The sequence below is a fragment of the Streptomyces sp. DT2A-34 genome, from assembly GCF_030499515.1.
Taxonomy (GTDB): Bacteria; Actinomycetota; Actinomycetes; order Streptomycetales; family Streptomycetaceae; genus Streptomyces.
This window is the reverse complement of the sequence record NZ_JASTWJ010000001.1, coordinates 1,424,519-1,439,709: the sequence shown is the minus strand read 5'-3', so window position 1 is coordinate 1,439,709 and position 15,191 is coordinate 1,424,519. Positions and strand designations below refer to the sequence as shown.

12 protein-coding genes and 1 pseudogene are annotated in these 15,191 nt (G+C 71.0%); 11 read left to right on the top strand and 2 right to left on the bottom strand.

The window, feature by feature from the left end:
- Positions 1 to 69 precede the first annotated feature (69 nt).
- From QQM39_RS06235 to QQM39_RS06200, 8 genes are all read left to right on the top strand, one after another.
- Positions 70 to 1,944 (top strand): hypothetical protein, encoded by a 1,875-nt coding sequence (locus QQM39_RS06235; RefSeq protein ID WP_301995623.1) that lies wholly within the window; start codon positions 70 to 72, stop codon positions 1,942 to 1,944.
- Positions 1,945 to 2,136: 192 nt separating this feature from the next.
- Entirely contained in the window at positions 2,137 to 2,979 is an 843-nt protein-coding gene (locus tag QQM39_RS06230) for a nitrilase-related carbon-nitrogen hydrolase (RefSeq protein ID WP_301995622.1), read from the top strand.
- The gene (locus QQM39_RS06225; protein WP_301995620.1) at positions 2,976 to 4,259 is read left to right on the top strand and encodes an aspartate aminotransferase family protein; all 1,284 of its coding nucleotides are present in this window, start codon (positions 2,976 to 2,978) and stop codon (positions 4,257 to 4,259) included. The genes QQM39_RS06230 and QQM39_RS06225 overlap by 4 nt, the downstream gene beginning before the upstream one ends.
- Positions 4,260 to 4,282: 23 nt before the next feature.
- On the top strand, positions 4,283 to 5,851 hold the full coding sequence (locus tag QQM39_RS06220) for a PucR family transcriptional regulator (RefSeq protein ID WP_301995619.1): 1,569 nt from the start codon (positions 4,283 to 4,285) through the stop codon (positions 5,849 to 5,851).
- A gap of 155 nt (positions 5,852 to 6,006) precedes the next feature.
- Positions 6,007 to 6,849 (top strand): nitrilase-related carbon-nitrogen hydrolase, encoded by an 843-nt coding sequence (locus QQM39_RS06215; RefSeq protein WP_301995618.1) that lies wholly within the window; start codon positions 6,007 to 6,009, stop codon positions 6,847 to 6,849.
- A gap of 31 nt (positions 6,850 to 6,880) precedes the next feature.
- Positions 6,881 to 8,284: a dihydropyrimidinase gene (gene hydA, locus QQM39_RS06210; RefSeq protein WP_301995617.1), complete on the top strand. Its 1,404-nt coding sequence runs from the start codon at positions 6,881 to 6,883 to the stop codon at positions 8,282 to 8,284.
- An 11-nt stretch (positions 8,285 to 8,295) separates the two neighbouring features.
- Positions 8,296 to 9,318, top strand: a complete 1,023-nt coding sequence (locus QQM39_RS06205) for a TIGR03842 family LLM class F420-dependent oxidoreductase (RefSeq protein WP_301995616.1) — start codon at positions 8,296 to 8,298, stop codon at positions 9,316 to 9,318.
- A 155-nt stretch (positions 9,319 to 9,473) separates the two neighbouring features.
- Positions 9,474 to 11,021, top strand: coding sequence for an NCS1 family nucleobase:cation symporter-1 (locus tag QQM39_RS06200; protein WP_301995615.1), 1,548 nt, complete (start codon positions 9,474 to 9,476; stop codon positions 11,019 to 11,021).
- A gap of 30 nt (positions 11,022 to 11,051) precedes the next feature.
- On the opposite strand, the gene QQM39_RS06195 is transcribed toward QQM39_RS06200, so the two are convergent.
- On the bottom strand, positions 11,052 to 11,714 hold the full coding sequence (locus tag QQM39_RS06195; protein WP_301995614.1) for a hypothetical protein: 663 nt from the start codon (positions 11,712 to 11,714) through the stop codon (positions 11,052 to 11,054).
- A gap of 150 nt (positions 11,715 to 11,864) precedes the next feature.
- Positions 11,865 to 12,872, bottom strand: a complete 1,008-nt coding sequence (locus QQM39_RS06190) for a carboxymuconolactone decarboxylase family protein (protein ID WP_301995613.1) — start codon at positions 12,870 to 12,872, stop codon at positions 11,865 to 11,867.
- A gap of 167 nt (positions 12,873 to 13,039) precedes the next feature.
- On the opposite strand from QQM39_RS06190, the gene QQM39_RS06185 reads away from it, so the two are divergent.
- The 3 genes and pseudogenes from QQM39_RS06185 to QQM39_RS06175 form a co-directional block, all read left to right on the top strand.
- Positions 13,040 to 14,143 (top strand): sensor histidine kinase, encoded by a 1,104-nt coding sequence (locus QQM39_RS06185; protein ID WP_301995612.1) that lies wholly within the window; start codon positions 13,040 to 13,042, stop codon positions 14,141 to 14,143.
- Entirely contained in the window at positions 14,140 to 14,829 is a 690-nt protein-coding gene (locus tag QQM39_RS06180) for a response regulator transcription factor (RefSeq protein ID WP_301995611.1), read from the top strand. The genes QQM39_RS06185 and QQM39_RS06180 overlap by 4 nt, the downstream gene beginning before the upstream one ends.
- A gap of 25 nt (positions 14,830 to 14,854) precedes the next feature.
- A pseudogene (locus QQM39_RS06175) lies at positions 14,855 to 15,142 on the top strand (Uma2 family endonuclease); the annotation flags it as partial.
- Positions 15,143 to 15,191 lie beyond the last annotated feature (49 nt).

Below are 15,191 nucleotides of genomic sequence, written 5' to 3'. Positions count from 1 at the left end.
TAGCGCGTTCGTAACATGGCTGGTGTTGCCTAACGGACCGGAGTACTCCGGTCTGGCGGGAGTTGGGCGATGTCAGTGGATCAACTCCCGGCCCGGGTTCGGGAGTTCGTGAACTACCTGGACGGCCTTCTGGCGCGCCTGGATCAGGGCGGCGGCTGGTGCGGGGTGTTCTGGCAGCGCGACCCCGAGGGCATGCGGGCCTGCCTCGACGGACGGGAAGTGCCGCCCTGGGACGTGGTGGAGTCACTCCTGCACGATCTCGCCGGCCAGTACGGTCCCGGCGGCGCCGGCCCCGAGACGGAACGCGCCCGCGCCCTGCACGCCGCCGCCCTCGCCGCGTACGACTCCCGGCCCGGCGGCCGCGACGCCCTCGGCGACCGGCTCGACGTCATGCTCCGAGAGCAGCGGTACGCCGCCGAACGGCAGGCGGAACTGGGCCGATCGCTCGCCGCCGCCACCAGCCAGGAGGAGGCCGACACCATCCGTCTCGACCTCGCCTGGGCCCGCGACGACCACGAACGCGCCACCGCCCGGTGCGCCGAACTGCGCGCCCGGATGGCCGACCTGGACCGCCGTGCGGCGAGCGAACGGGGTCAGGCGATACGGCGGGACCGGGTGGGGGAGGGGTCCGTGTTCCGCGTCGACGCCGGGGTCGAGGGCGGGAGGTTGCGGGACGACGGGTTCGGGGACCTCGGGTCCGAGGACGTCGCGTCCGGGGCGGGCCGTAGGCAATCGAGCGGGACCGGCTCTTCCGGTGGCGGATTCCCGGGTGTGCCGCATCAGCGCGACGCGCGGTCGGCGGCCCAGGCTCCCGGCCGGTCCGAAGGGCGGGGGGCGGCCCCTGCCGGGACGGCCGCGGACCGGCACGAGGGGCGCCGAGCCGCCACCTCGGCCGCCGAAGCAGCCGAGTGGCGCGCAGCGCGGCGGCGCTCCGGTGCCGGGCCGGTGGAAGGCCACGGCTCCGTCCAGGGGCGGCCCGCGGACCCTTATGCGCCGGGAGGCATCGCCGGGCCGTCCGACTGGCCGGACACGCCGGGCGCGGGCGCCGATACGGACCGCCCCGCCGCGCATCCCACGCTCCGAACCGCCCCCTTCGGCGCCACCGCGGCGTCCGACTGGCCGGAAGTGCGGCACTCCGCCGACGCGACGCCCGAAGACCACGCCCAGGCCCCCTTCACCGCCCCCGGCCCCGCCCCCACCCCCAAACAACGCAAGCGCCGTCGAGGCAGCGCCCGCTTCGCCGGGATGGTCGAGGAGGAGGCGACCCCCCTCGTCGTACCGCCGGCCGCCGAACCCACCCTTCCCGCGCAGCCCGCCACCACCGGCCGCAGTCCACGCGGGGCCCGGTTCACCGGGGCCGCCGCCGAGAGAGCCGTGCACACGTCGCCGCAGCCGCAGGCCGAGCCGATGGACCCGGCGGGCCGGCGGGAGGTCGTCGGGACCGTGGAGACCCTGGTGCGGCTGCGTGGCGAGGGGCGCACCGGTGAGGCGCATGTGCTGCTCGTGGAGGCCGCGTACTGGCCCGCCGTACGCTTCCCCCTGCTCGCCGCCGAGATGCAGCGCGCCGGACTCGGCGCCGACTGGGCGAGCCTGCTCTGGGAGGCCGCCTCGCTGCCCGCCGAGCGGCTCGTGGCCGCGGCCGACGCGCTGACCGGGGCGGGGCGTGCCGACGACGGGGAGCAGATCCTGCGGCAGGGCGTGGCGCGGCCCGCGCACGAGATCGGGCAGGCCGTGGTGGGGCTGGTCGGCGAGGGGCGGCACCGTGAGGTCCGCGCGCTGCTCGACGCGTGCGTCCGCGTCCGCACCCCGGAGGAGGCCGCCCGCAGCGCAGCGCCCGACCCGAGGACGCTCGTACCGCTGCTGCTGGAGGCCGCCCGGGGTGTGTCGGACGAGCGTCACTGGGATCTTGTGCATGCCCTGCGGGTGGCCGGCTTCACGGCCTGACACCCACCCGCAGCCCGCGCCGCCCACCCGCCCCACCGGCCCCATCCGTCCCCCACTGGAGTGTGAAACGTGATCGACTCAGCGGGTTAACGACGATGGTCTTGGCAAGGCTGTTCCCGGGGCTTACTTTCAAGCCACTACGGCCACCTCTACGGGCGTAGAGGCTCTGAGGTCCCGTCGAAGGAGCAGCTCATGGCCAACGTCGTACGTGCCGCTCTGGTCCAGGCGACCTGGACCGGCGACACCGAGTCCATGGTGGCGAAACACGAGGAGCACGCCCGCGAGGCGGCCCGGCAGGGCGCCAAGATCATCGGGTTTCAGGAAGTCTTCAACGCTCCCTACTTCTGTCAGGTCCAGGAACCGGAGCACTACCGCTGGGCCGAGCCGGTACCCGACGGGCCGACCGTGCGCCGTATGCAGGAGCTCGCCCGCGAGACGGGCATGGTGGTCGTCGTGCCCGTCTTCGAGGTCGAGCAGTCCGGGTTCTACTACAACACCGCGGCCGTGATCGACGCCGACGGCACCTTCCTCGGCAAGTACCGCAAGCACCACATCCCGCAGGTGAAGGGCTTCTGGGAGAAGTACTACTTCAAGCCGGGCAACATCGGCTGGCCCGTCTTCGACACCGCCGTCGGCAAGGTCGGCGTCTACATCTGCTACGACCGCCACTTCCCCGAGGGCTGGCGCCAACTCGGGCTCAACGGCGCCCAGTTGGTGTACAACCCGTCGGCCACCTCGCGGGGTCTGTCCGCGTACCTCTGGCAGCTGGAGCAGCCCGCGGCGGCCGTCGCCAACGAGTACTTCGTCGCCGCGATCAACCGCGTCGGGCAGGAGCCGTACGGGGACAACGACTTCTACGGGACGTCGTACTTCGTCGACCCGCGCGGCCGGTTCGTCGGTGAGGTCGCCAGTGACAAGGGCGAGGAACTCGTCGTCCGGGACCTCGACTTCGACCTCATCGAGGAAGTGCGGCAGCAGTGGGCCTTCTATCGTGACCGCCGCCCCGACGCCTACGAAGGGCTGGTGCGGCCGTGACCAAGGACCTGCTGGGACGCCACCGTGCCGTCATGCCGGACTGGCTCGCCCTCTACTACGAGGAGCCGTTGGAGATCACCCACGGCGAGGGCCGGTACGTGTGGGACTCCGAGGGCAACCGGTACCTCGACTTCTTCGGCGGCATCCTGACGACGATGACCGCGCACGCGCTGCCCGAGGTCACCAAGGCGGTGAGCGAGCAGGCCGGGCGGATCATCCACTCCTCGACCCTGTACCTCAACCGGCCCATGGTCGAACTAGCCGAGCGCATCGCCCACTTGAGCGGCATCCCGGACGCCCGCGTCTTCTTCACCACCTCCGGCACCGAGGCCAACGACACCGCCCTGCTGCTCGCGACGACCTACCGGCAGAGCAACACGATTCTCGCGATGCGCAACAGCTACCACGGCCGCTCCTTCAGCGCGGTCGGCGTCACCGGCAACCGCGGCTGGTCGCCGACCTCGCTGTCGCCGCTGCAGACGCTGTACGTCCACGGCGGGGTGCGCACGCGTGGGCCGTACGCGCAGCTGAGCGACGACGACTTCATCGCGGCCTGCGTCGACGACCTGGTGGACGTCCTCGGCCACACCCGCCCGCCCGCGGCCCTCATCGCCGAGCCCATCCAGGGCGTCGGCGGCTTCACCTCGGGTCCTGACGGGCTGTACGCCGCGTTCCGCGAGGTGCTCGCCGAGCGCGGCGTCCTGTGGATCGCCGACGAGGTGCAGACCGGCTGGGGCCGCACCGGCGACCACTTCTGGGGCTGGCAGGCGCACGGGCGGTCCGGTCCGCCGGACATCATAACCTTCGCCAAGGGCATCGGCAACGGCATGTCCATCGGCGGTGTCGTCGCCCGCGCCGAGATCATGAACTGCCTGGACGCCAACAGCATCTCGACCTTCGGGGGCACCCAGATCACCATGGCGGCCGGCCTCGCCAACCTCAACTACCTGCTGGAACACGACCTCCAGGGCAACGCCCGGCGTGTCGGCGGACTGCTCGTCGAGCGGCTGCGGGCCGTCGCGGCGCAGGCACCGCACGTACGGGAGGTGCGCGGCCGGGGCCTGATGCTGGGCATCGAGATCACCAGGCCCGGCACGGACGAGGCCGACCCGGCCGCCGCGTCGGCCGTGCTGGAGGCGGCCCGCGAGGGCGGCCTCCTCATCGGCAGGGGCGGTGGTCACAACACCACTTCGCTGCGCGTCGCCCCGCCCCTGTCCCTCACCGTCGCGGAGGCCGAGGAAGGCGCCGAGATCCTCGAGAGCGCTCTGAGGAGCATCTGAACCGGCTGAGCAAGGGAACCACCATGACCACCACCGCGGAGACCTGGGAGCGCCTCGAACCGGTCCTGTCCGTCCGGCAGGTCCTCACCCTGGAGCGGGTGCTGGCCGGGGAGCCCGAGGTGGTGGCCGGTGCCGGTCAGCTCGACCGTCCGGTGCGCTGGGTGCATGTCGCCGAGGCGCCGGACGTCGGCGTGATGCTCAGCGGCGGCGAGATGGTGCTGACCACCGGGGTGCTGCTCGCGGGGGACGAGGACAAGCAGGCCGAGTACATCCGGTCCCTGCACCGGGCGGAGGCCGCGGCCGTCGTACTGGGCCTGGGCCGGGCGTTTCCCGCCCCGCCGGACGTGATGCGCCGCGTGGCCGAGCGGTGCGGGCTGCCCATGGTCGTCCTGCACCGTCCCTTCCCGTTCGCCGAGCTGACCGAAGAGGTGCAGTCCCGGCTCGTCCGGCGGAAGTTCGCCGCCGTCAGCCTCTCGGAGGCCGTACGGACCGCGCTCACCGGACTCATCACGGCGGGCGCCCCGCTCCAGCGGCTCCTCGACGAGGTCGCCACGCACAGCGCCTGCCCCGTCGTCGTCACCAACCTCGCCCACCGCGTCCTCGCCACGGCGGGGGAGCGCTCCGCGGTGGACGACGTGCTGCGCGACTGGGAGCGCATCGCCCGTCAGGCCGGCGGCAGCGAGGGCGACGGCTGGATCCGCGCCGAACTGGGCGGACGCGGCGAGCGGTGGGGTCAGATCGTGCTGTGCGGGCACCGCGGCGACACCGCCACCGGACGGCTCCTCGCCGAACGCGCCGCCGAGGCCCTCGTCCTGCACCGCATGCTCGGCGGCAACTCCGCGCACACCTGGGAGGAGCAGTCCGCGCAGAGCCTGCTGACCGACCTCGTCAGCAAAGTCGTACCGGCGCGGCAGCTGCTGCCACGCGCGCGTGCCGCCGGGCTGCCGGTCAACCGGCGCACCTTCGTGCCGCTGGTCGTGCGGGACGTCGAGCCCGCCCAACTCGACCGGGTGATACGGCTGCTGGGGCTGCCCGGGCTCGTCGCCGAGCTGGCCGACGGTGCCGTCGCGGTCCTGCTGAGTCTCGCCCGGGACCAGGACGCCTCGGTGCTGACGGCGAACTTCGCGGCGCGGGTGCGCTCGGAGGCTGCACGGACCGTCGTGGCCGCGGCCGATCCCCGTACCGCCTGGGACGATCTGCCGGCGGGCCTGCGTGAGGCGCAGCACGTCGCGGACGCGGTGGCGGACTCCTCGGCCGTCCTCGACCTGCCGGCCGTCGTACGCCTCAAGGACGTCCATCTGCGCGGCCTGGTCCGGCTGTTGCGCGACGATCCGCACGTCCAGTCGTTCGCGGAGCGGGAGCTGGACGGGCTGCTGTGCGGGTCCGGCGACGACCTGCTCGCCGTGCTGCGGACGTATCTCGCCACCGGCCGCAACAAGTCGCGCACGGCCCAGCTCCACCATGTCTCCCGGCCCGCCCTCTACCGGCGCCTGGAGGTGATACAGACCCGGCTCGGCGTGGACCTCGACGACTTCGAGCAGGCCGCCTCGGTGCACATCGCGCTCCTCGCGCACGATGCGCAACAGGGGTGAAACATGCGACGACCTGGGAAAACGGCGGTGAAACATGGGCCCACGACAGGGTGACACCGTGACACGCCGCACACCCGCAGACGTGACACCGTGCAACTCAAACCCCGCTTTCGGACTTCCTAGCCTTCTCGCACACCGAGCGACCGGAGGTCCCGATGAGCAGAGTGATCCGTGCCGCCCTCTTCCAGACCGCCTGGACCGGCGACAAGGAATCGATGATCCGGGTACACGAGCAGGCGGCCCGCGACGCGGCCGCGCAGGGTGCTCAGGTCCTGTGCTTCCAGGAGCTGTTCTACGGACCGTACTTCTGCCAGGTCCAGGACAAGGCGTTCTACGAGTACGCCGAGCAGATCCCCGAGGGCCCGATCGTCCAGCGCTTCCAGGCGCTCGCCAAGGAGTTGGGCATCGTCCTGATCCTGCCGATGTACGAGGAGGAGCAGCCCGGCGTCCTCTACAACACGGCCGCGGTGATCGACGCGGACGGCTCGTACCTCGGCAAGTACCGCAAGCACCACATTCCCCAAGTGCCGGGATTTTGGGAGAAGTTCTACTTCCGTCCGGGCAACCTGGGCTGGCCGGTCTTCGACACCAAGGTCGGGAAGATCGGCGTCTACATCTGCTACGACCGGCACTTCCCGGAGGGCTGGCGGGCGCTGGGGCTCGCGGGCGCCGAGATCGTGTTCAACCCGTCGGCCACCTCGCGGGGTCTGTCCGCCTACCTGTGGCAGCTGGAGCAGCCGGCCGCCGCGGTCGCCAACGAGTACTTCGTCGGTGCGATCAACAGGGTCGGCGTCGAGGAGTTGGGCGACAACGACTTCTACGGGACGACGTACTTCGTCGACCCGGAGGCCCAGTTCGTGGGCGAGGTGGCGAGCGACAAGGAGACCGAACTGGTCGTCCGCGACCTGGACATGGCCAAGCTGCGCGAGGTCCGCGACCGCTGGCAGTTCTACCGCGACCGCCGTCCCGACGCGTACCCGCCGCTGACCGCACCCTGACCGCATCATCCACCCTGGCAGGAGAGGGATCATGAGCAGCCGTACCGTCATCCGCGGTGGTCTCGTCATCACCGCGTCCGACGAGATCCACGCCGACGTGCTGATCGAGGACGGCCGCATCGCGGCCCTCGCCGCCTCCGGCACGCCGGCAGCCGAATCGTTCACTGCTGAGCAGATCATCGACGCCACCGGGAAGTACGTCATCCCCGGTGGCGTCGACGCCCACACCCACATGGAGCTGCCGTTCGGCGGCACCTTCGCCTCCGACACCTTCGAGACCGGCACCCGGGCCGCCGCCTGGGGCGGTACGACCACGATCATCGACTTCGCCGTGCAGAGCGTGGGCCACTCGCTGCGCGAGGGCCTGGACGCCTGGCACGCCAAGGCCGAGGGCAACTGCGCGATCGACTACGGCTTCCACATGATCGTCTCCGATGTGAACCAGGAGACGCTCAAGGAGATGGACCTGCTGGTCGAGGAGGGCGTGACCAGCTTCAAGCAGTTCATGGCCTACCCGGGGGTGTTCTACTCCGACGACGGCCAGATCCTGCGCGCCATGCAGCGCTCCGCCGAGAACGGCGGCCTGATCATGATGCACGCCGAGAACGGCATCGCGATCGACGTGCTGGTCGAGCAGGCGCTGGCGAGGGGGGAGACCGACCCGCGCTACCACGGGGAGGTGCGCAAGGCCCTGTTGGAGGCCGAGGCCACCCACCGTGCCATCAAGCTGGCCCAGGTGGCCGGGGCGCCCTTGTACGTCGTCCACGTCTCGGCGATGGAGGCAGTCGCCGAGCTGGCCAGGGCGCGCGACGAGGGACTCAACGTCTTCGGTGAGACCTGCCCGCAGTACCTGTTCCTGTCGACCGACAACCTCGCCGAGCCCGACTTCGAGGGCTCCAAGTACGTGTGCAGCACGCCCCTTCGCCCGAAGGAGCACCAGGCCAAGCTGTGGCAGGGGCTGCGGACGAACGATCTGCAGGTCGTCTCCACCGACCACTGCCCCTTCTGCTTCGTCGGCCAGAAGGAGCTGGGGCGAGGGGACTTCTCGAAGATCCCCAACGGCCTTCCCGGCGTGGAGAACCGGATGGACCTGCTCCACCAGGCCGTCGTCGACGGCCACATCTCGCGCCGCCGCTGGATCGAGATCGCCTGCGCGACACCGGCCCGGATGTTCGGCATGTACCCGAAGAAGGGCACGATCGCGCCGGGCGCGGACGCCGACGTCGTCATCTACGACCCGCAGGCCGAGCAGGTCATGTCCGCCGTCACGCACCACATGAACGTCGACTACTCGGCGTACGAGGGCAAGCGCACCACCGGCCGGGTCGAGACGGTCCTCTCGCGCGGCGAACTCGTCATCACCGAGCGGGAGTACACCGGGCACGCCGGGCACGGCGTCTACACCCCCCGCTCCACCTGTCAGTACCTCAACTAGGAGCGGAGCTCATGGACTTCGGACTCGTCCTGCAGACCGACCCGCCGGCCTCGCGGGTCGTCAGCCTGATGAAGCGCGCCGAGCGCAGCGGCTTCACCTACGGCTGGACCTTCGACTCCGCCGTGCTGTGGCAGGAGCCGTTCGTGATCTACAGCCAGATCCTCGCGAACACGCAGAAGCTGACGGTCGGCCCGATGGTGACCAACCCGGGCACCCGCACCTGGGAGGTCACCGCCTCCACCTTCGCCACCCTCAACGACATGTTCGGCAACCGCACGGTCTGCGGCATCGGCCGTGGCGACTCGGCGATGCGCGTCGCGGGCCGCAAACCCAACACGCTCGCCCGCATCAGCGATGCCATGAAGGTCATCCGGGCGCTGGGCCGCGGCGAGGAGGCCGACCTGGGCGGCGGCACGGTGGTCAGGTTCCCGTGGATCAAGGAGGGCGCCGAACTCCCCGTATGGATGGCGGCGTACGGGCCCAAGGCCCTGAAGATGACCGGTGAGGAGGCCGACGGTTTCATCCTGCAGCTCGCCGACCTGTATCTGACCGAGTACATGGTCAAGGCGGTGAAGGACGCGGCCGTCGCCGCCGGGCGCGACCCCGACGACGTCAAGATCTGCGTCGCCGCTCCCGCCTACGTCACCGAGGACGACTCGCCCGAGGCGCTCGCCCACGCGCGCGAGCAGTGCCGCTGGTTCGGCGGGATGGTCGGCAACCACGTCGCCGACCTGGTCGCCAAGTACGGGGAGCACTCCGCCGCCGTACCCGACGAACTCACCGACTACATCAAGGCGCGTGAGGGGTACGACTACTCCCACCACGGGCGCGCCGACAACCCGGACACCCAGTTCGTGCCCGACGAGATCGTCGACCGGTTCTGCCTCATCGGACCGGTCGAGAAACACATCGAGAAGCTGAACGCGCTGCGTGAGCTGGGCGTCGACCAGTTCGCCGTCTACGACATGCACGACGCGCAGGAAGCCGTCATCGACGCGTACGGCTCGAAGGTCATCCCCGCGGTCAACTCCTGACCGACGTCCCCGAGTTCGCGCACCCACGGTTCCACCCGACCCCCCACACCTTGTCTCCCTCCCCGCGATCCGGCCTCCCCGCCGTCCCGTCCCGGGGAGGGGCCCAAGGCCCCCGCACGGCCTTTCCCGTCCCGCCCTGATCGATTGGCCTGCCCATGACCGACACAGTCCCCACGGGGTCACCGATATCCCAGTCCGCCGACACCGGCGGACGCATCGAGCTCGCCCCCGAGGCATTCCCCGCCGACAGCCCCTTCGCCAACGAGGATCTGCGTCCCGTCCCGGTCTCCGAGCGCAAGTGGACGACGTACAACTTCGCGGCACTGTGGATCTCCATGGCCCACTGCATCCCGAGCTGGACCCTGGCCTCCGGGCTGGTCGCGCTCGGCATGGACTGGAAGCAGGCCGTCTTCACCATCGCGCTGGCCAACATCATCGTGCTGCTGCCGATGCTGGCGACCGGGCATGCCGGACCCAAGTACGGCATACCGTTCCCGGTGCTGGCGCGGGCCTCCTTCGGGCTGCGCGGTGCCAACATCCCGGCGTTGATCCGGGCGGCCGTGGCCTGTGGCTGGTTCGGCATCCAGACCTGGATCGGCGGCAGCGGCATCTTCGCCCTGGGCTCCAAGCTCACCGGCGGCGGGTGGGAGAACGCAAGCAAGGTCGCGGGCAATCCCTGGCCCCTGTGGCTGTGTTTCCTCCTCTTCTGGGCCGCGCAGATCGCCATCATCTACCGAGGCATGGACTTCCTGCGGCACTTCGAGAACTGGGCCGCGCCCTTCGTGATCGTCGGTGCCCTCGTGCTGCTGGTCTGGATCGCGGTCAAGGCGGACGGCTTCGGCGCGCTGCTCGACCAGCCCTCGAAGCTCGGCTGGGGCCCCGACTTCTGGCCGGTCTTCTTCCCGTCCCTCATGGGAATGATCGGCTTTTGGGCTACTTTGTCGCTGAATATTCCTGACTTCACCCGCTTCGGCGCCAGTCAGAAGGCGCAGACCTGGGGCCAGTCCCTCGGCCTGCCCACCACGATGACCCTCTTCGCGGTCCTCGCCGTGCTGGTCACCTCCGGCTCCGAGGTGGTCTACGGCGAGGCGATCTGGGACCCGGTCACCCTCGCCGCCAAGACGGACAGCGTCTTCGGTCTGCTCTTCGCCCTCATCGTCGTCCTGGTCGCCACGATCTCCGTGAACATCGCGGCGAACGTGGTCTCCCCGGCCTACGACCTCGCGAACCTGGCGCCGAAGCTCATCAACTTCCGTACGGGCGCGCTGATCACCGGAGTCATCGGCGTGCTGATCTTCCCGTGGAAGCTGATCTCCACCCCCGAGTTCTACATCTTCACCTGGCTCGGCGTGGTCGGCGGCCTGCTCGGCACGGTCGCGGGCATCCTGATCGCCGACTACTGGATCGTCCGCCGCACGGTCCTGCACCTCGCCGACCTGTACACGCCCGGCGGGCGCTACTGGTACTCGTCCGGCTGGAACTGGCGCGCGATCGCCGCCTTCCTGGTCGGCGGCGTCCTCGCGGTCGGCGGCTCGTACTCGGGCGTCGGCGCCGACGGCGCGAAGACCGGACCGTTCCCGGTGGACGGACTGATCCCGTTCCTCAAGCCGCTCGCCGACTACGGCTGGGCGGTGGGCCTGGGCGCCTCGCTGGTGCTGTACGTGGTGCTGATGGCCGGACACAAGGAACGCGTCGAGGCCTGAACCCGCAGCGGAAGGACGTGAGGAGGACGGTCAGCCCTGCTGGCCGTCCTCCAGCGCGGCCACCGCCTCCTTGGCCGCCTTGATGGCGCCCTTGTTGATCTCGTCCGTGCCGGGTGCCTTCTTCGACTCGAAGTCGCTTCCGCTGTAGGTGACGGAGACCAGCGCGTTGGACGCGCGGATCATCACCACGCCCTCGCGGGTCTGCTGCTTGTCCTCGGTGGTGAGGTTCACGACGGAGTACCCCGAGTCGCCGATGCCGGGGACGGCGCCGCCGCCGCTCTTGTTCGCGACGCGCTCCTTGTAGGACTTCTCCGCCGCGTCGTCCGACGCAGTGATCTCGAAGGACACGTCCAGCCACCGGTAGTCGTAGCCCTTGAGCGCGTTCCACGAGCAGGTACGGCGCAGCTTCGAGTCCGTCGAAGGGATCTCCTTGCCGGCCGTCTTGGCGCCCGGCACGAGTGACTTGACCGTTTTCGTACTCAGGCTGTCGCACGGTGCGGGAGCGGAGGCGTACGTCTTCGACACCGCCGCCGTCGCGGGGGCCGAGGGCGAATCGTCGCCGCTCTTCTGCGTCGCCGGCGCGTCGGCGGCCTGCGTCGCGGGTCCGGACGACAGTGACCAGCCCGCCACGGCGAGCACGACGACGGGCGACAGACGCGCGGTGAGAGCGAGCGGCAAGGGAAGAGAACGCACGGCGCACTTTTCGTGGGGGACGGTGCGGAGGGAGTCCGCACTGCGGACGGGACGCCAGTGTCACATGACTCCCTGTGGGGCGGAAGTGCCAACTCGCTCCGTGCCGACGCTGTTACGGGACGGTCGTAATTACGTGGTGCCTTGGGGGAATTACGTAGGCTGCCGGGTGATTTGGGCGGAAAGTGAGCTTTCGATGCGGTCCACGGCCACGAAGGCGCCGTACGCGACGAGATGCACCAGGCAGTGGTCGGTGTGCTCCGGCCGGCGCCAGGCCGCCACGTCCTCGTCCGTGATGCGGTACGGCGCGAGGGCGGCCAGCAGGGCCAGGCGCGCCGCCGGACGCTCCCTGCGGTCCGGGAACCCGTCCAGGGAGAGCGGGGGATGTGTCCCGTCCCAGTCCTGGAGGGTTTGCTCCACGATGTGGTGGTCGTCGGTGTCGAGCAGGCCCGCGCCGCTCATGGCCGCCCTGAGCAGCGCCGCGTACGCGAGGCCGACGGGTGTGCCGCCCGCCCATGCGGGGGCCTCGCCGGGGTCGACGTGGTCGAGCAGCGCGAGGGCGGTGCCGGGCCGGGCGGGGCGGCGCACGGTCCGGGCGAGCGTACGGCCCGTGAGGCTGCGTACCGCCCGGAAACGCTGGGCGCCCGCGGGGAGCAGGTTCTCGGTCAGCAGGGCCGACGCGATCCGGTTGATGAAGTGGAAGGTGAGCGCGGTGCCGAGATAGGCGGGGGCGTGCGCGCGGGGGAAGGGGTACGGCTCCAGGGCGGCGCCGGGCACGCGCGTGTACTGCCCCCAGGCGAGCAGGCGCGCGTGCTCCTCGTCGTGCGGCTGCTCCCCGCGGGCCAGGCGTTCGGCGAGCGCGTGGTCGCCGGTGGCGTGCAGCAGCACGGTGTGCGCGTCCACGCAGAACGGGCACTTGTTGGCGAGCGACACCCCGAGGGCCACCAGCTCCTTGCCGGTCCGGCCGCCGGCCCCGGCGATGAGCGACTCGCGCATCAAAGCCCAGGTGGGGGCGAGGAGTTCGGGCGCGGAGGACAGCACCACGAAGGTGACGGGCTCGGCGATGCCGAAGTCCAGGGCGATCTGGGTGTACACCTCGGCGACGGTGCCGGTGGCCGACTTCGCCGGGAGGGGTGCGGTGTATCGGAAGGGTGTGGGCATGGGCATCAGCGTGCGCCGCGGGTGCGGTCCGGGGCGTCGTACCGCCGAAGGCAGTCGGTGCTGCGACGGCGGGGCGGGCCGGTGCCCGGCCCTACTGCAGGGGGAGTAGTCGCAGAGCCGTCCACAGGGCTGACGTCGCTGTCGGTGGGGCCGTCTACTGTGCGTGCATGAGCGGGTATCGGATCACACGCGAGCGGCTCGCCGACATGACCGTCGCGGTCGTGGTCGGCGTGATCACCGTGCTCACCGCCGTGGCGGACGACCGGGCGGGGCTCGTGGACTGCGTGCTGATCGGGGCCGGTTCGCTGGCCCTGGCCGCGCATCGCGCCGCTCCTCGCGCGGTTCTCGCCGTCGCCGCCGGCTGCCTGCTCGCCGAGGTCGTCCACGCAGGGCCCGCCGCCAGTCTGGCCGTCCCCGTGGTGGGGGCGGTGCACACGGCGTCGCGGACCGGACACCGGGGCACGGTAGCAGCGGCCGCCGCCGTCTTCCTCGGCGGATACGTGGCGGCGGGCTCGGCGGGCTCGGACGTCACGCGGGAGGCGCTGCTGCTCGCCGGCTGGTTCCTGTGCGCGGTGGTGACCGGCCTGGCCGACCGCAACTGGCAGGCGTATCTGCGCCAGACCGAGCAGCGCGCCCTGGAGGCCGAACGCACCCGGGAGGAGGCGGCGTTGCGCCGAGCGGGCGAGGAACGACTGCGCATAGCACGGGAGTTGCACGACTCCCTCACCCACAGCATCTCGATCGTCAAGCTCCAGGCGGGCGTCGCCGTGCACCTGGCCCGCAAGCGCGGCGAGGAGGTGCCGCCCGCGCTGCTCGCCATCCAGGAGGCGAGCGGGGAGGCGATGCGCGAGCTGCGTGCCACGCTGGAGGTGCTGCGCACGGACGAGCCCACCGGCACACCCGCGCTGCTCGTGGAGCGGGCGCGGGCGGCGGGCCTCGCCGTCGAGTTGACGGTGACGGGACAGGAGCGGCCGCTGGCGGCGACGGTCGACCGGGCGATGTACCGCATCGTCCAGGAAGCCTTGACGAACGCGGCGCGGCACGCGGGACCGGCGAAGGTGACCGTGCAACTCGTCTACGGCGAGGGGGAGTTGACGATATGCGTCGAGGACGACGGCTCCGCCGACCCGGCCGGCCCACCCACCCCCGGCATCGGTCTGACCGGCATGCGTGAACGGGTCACCGCCCTCGGCGGCACCCTGGACGCCGCCCCGCGCGCGGAGGGCGGGTTCGCGGTGCGGGTATGGCTGCCGCTGGAGGAGACGGCATGACGGACGGCGTGATCAGGGTGGCGCTCGTCGTCGACCAGGCGCTGATGCGGGCGGGCTTCCGGGCCCTGCTGGACGCCGAGGACGGCATCGAGGTGGTCGGCGAGGCGGCGGACGGGGAGCGGGGCCTGGAGCTGATCCGCGCCCAGGTCCCCGACATCGCGCTGGTCGACGTACAGATGCCGGTGATGACGGGCATCGAGGCGACACGCCAGATCGCCGCGGATCCGGCACTGGCGGCGGTCCGTGTGGTGATCCTGACCAACTACGGCCACGACGAGTACGTCTTCGAGGCCCTGCGGGCCGGCGCGAGCGGCTTCCTCCTGAAGGACACCGAACCGGCCGACCTGCTCCAGGCGATCGAGGTGGTGGCACGCGGCGAGGCGCTGCTGTCCCCGTCGGTCACCCGCACCCTGATCGGCGAGTTCGTCTCCCGCCCACCCGACCGGGCCACCGCGCCCGGCCTGGAGTGCCTGACGCGCCGCGAACGCGAGGTGACGGCGTTGGCGGCGCGGGGTCTGACCAACGAGGAGATCGCCGAGCACATGGTGATCAGCCCGTTTACGGCGAAGACCCACATCAGCAGGGCGATGACGAAGTTGGGGGCGCGGGATCGGGCGCAGTTGGTGGTGTTCGCCTATGAGTCGGGGCTGGTGGCGGTGCGGGGCGGAGATCACCGGTTGGAGTGATCTGTCCTGCGAATCGTCCTGGAGTCGTGAGCAGCTGCGACCAGCGTTGCGCAGGCTGGGAGGCCGCGCCGGTTCCGGCGATCCGGACCTACCGGGGACGCCCGACTGGTATGTGCCGGACTTGGCCGTCGTGCCGAGGGACATCGCCGGAGCCCCGCTCCATCTGATGGTCGATCGTCAGGAGCGGTCCTGCACGCTCTCCTCCGCTCCCGGGCAGCTCGGCTACACCGAGGCCAAGGGCCCGTTGCCGTTCGGAACGCCCGTTCCGCTGCCGGATCCGTTCGACCTGGAGCTCGACACCTCGGACTTCTGACCTCTCTCGCTCATCCCGGCACGCGGATTCCGCCGCTGCGTACGATCGC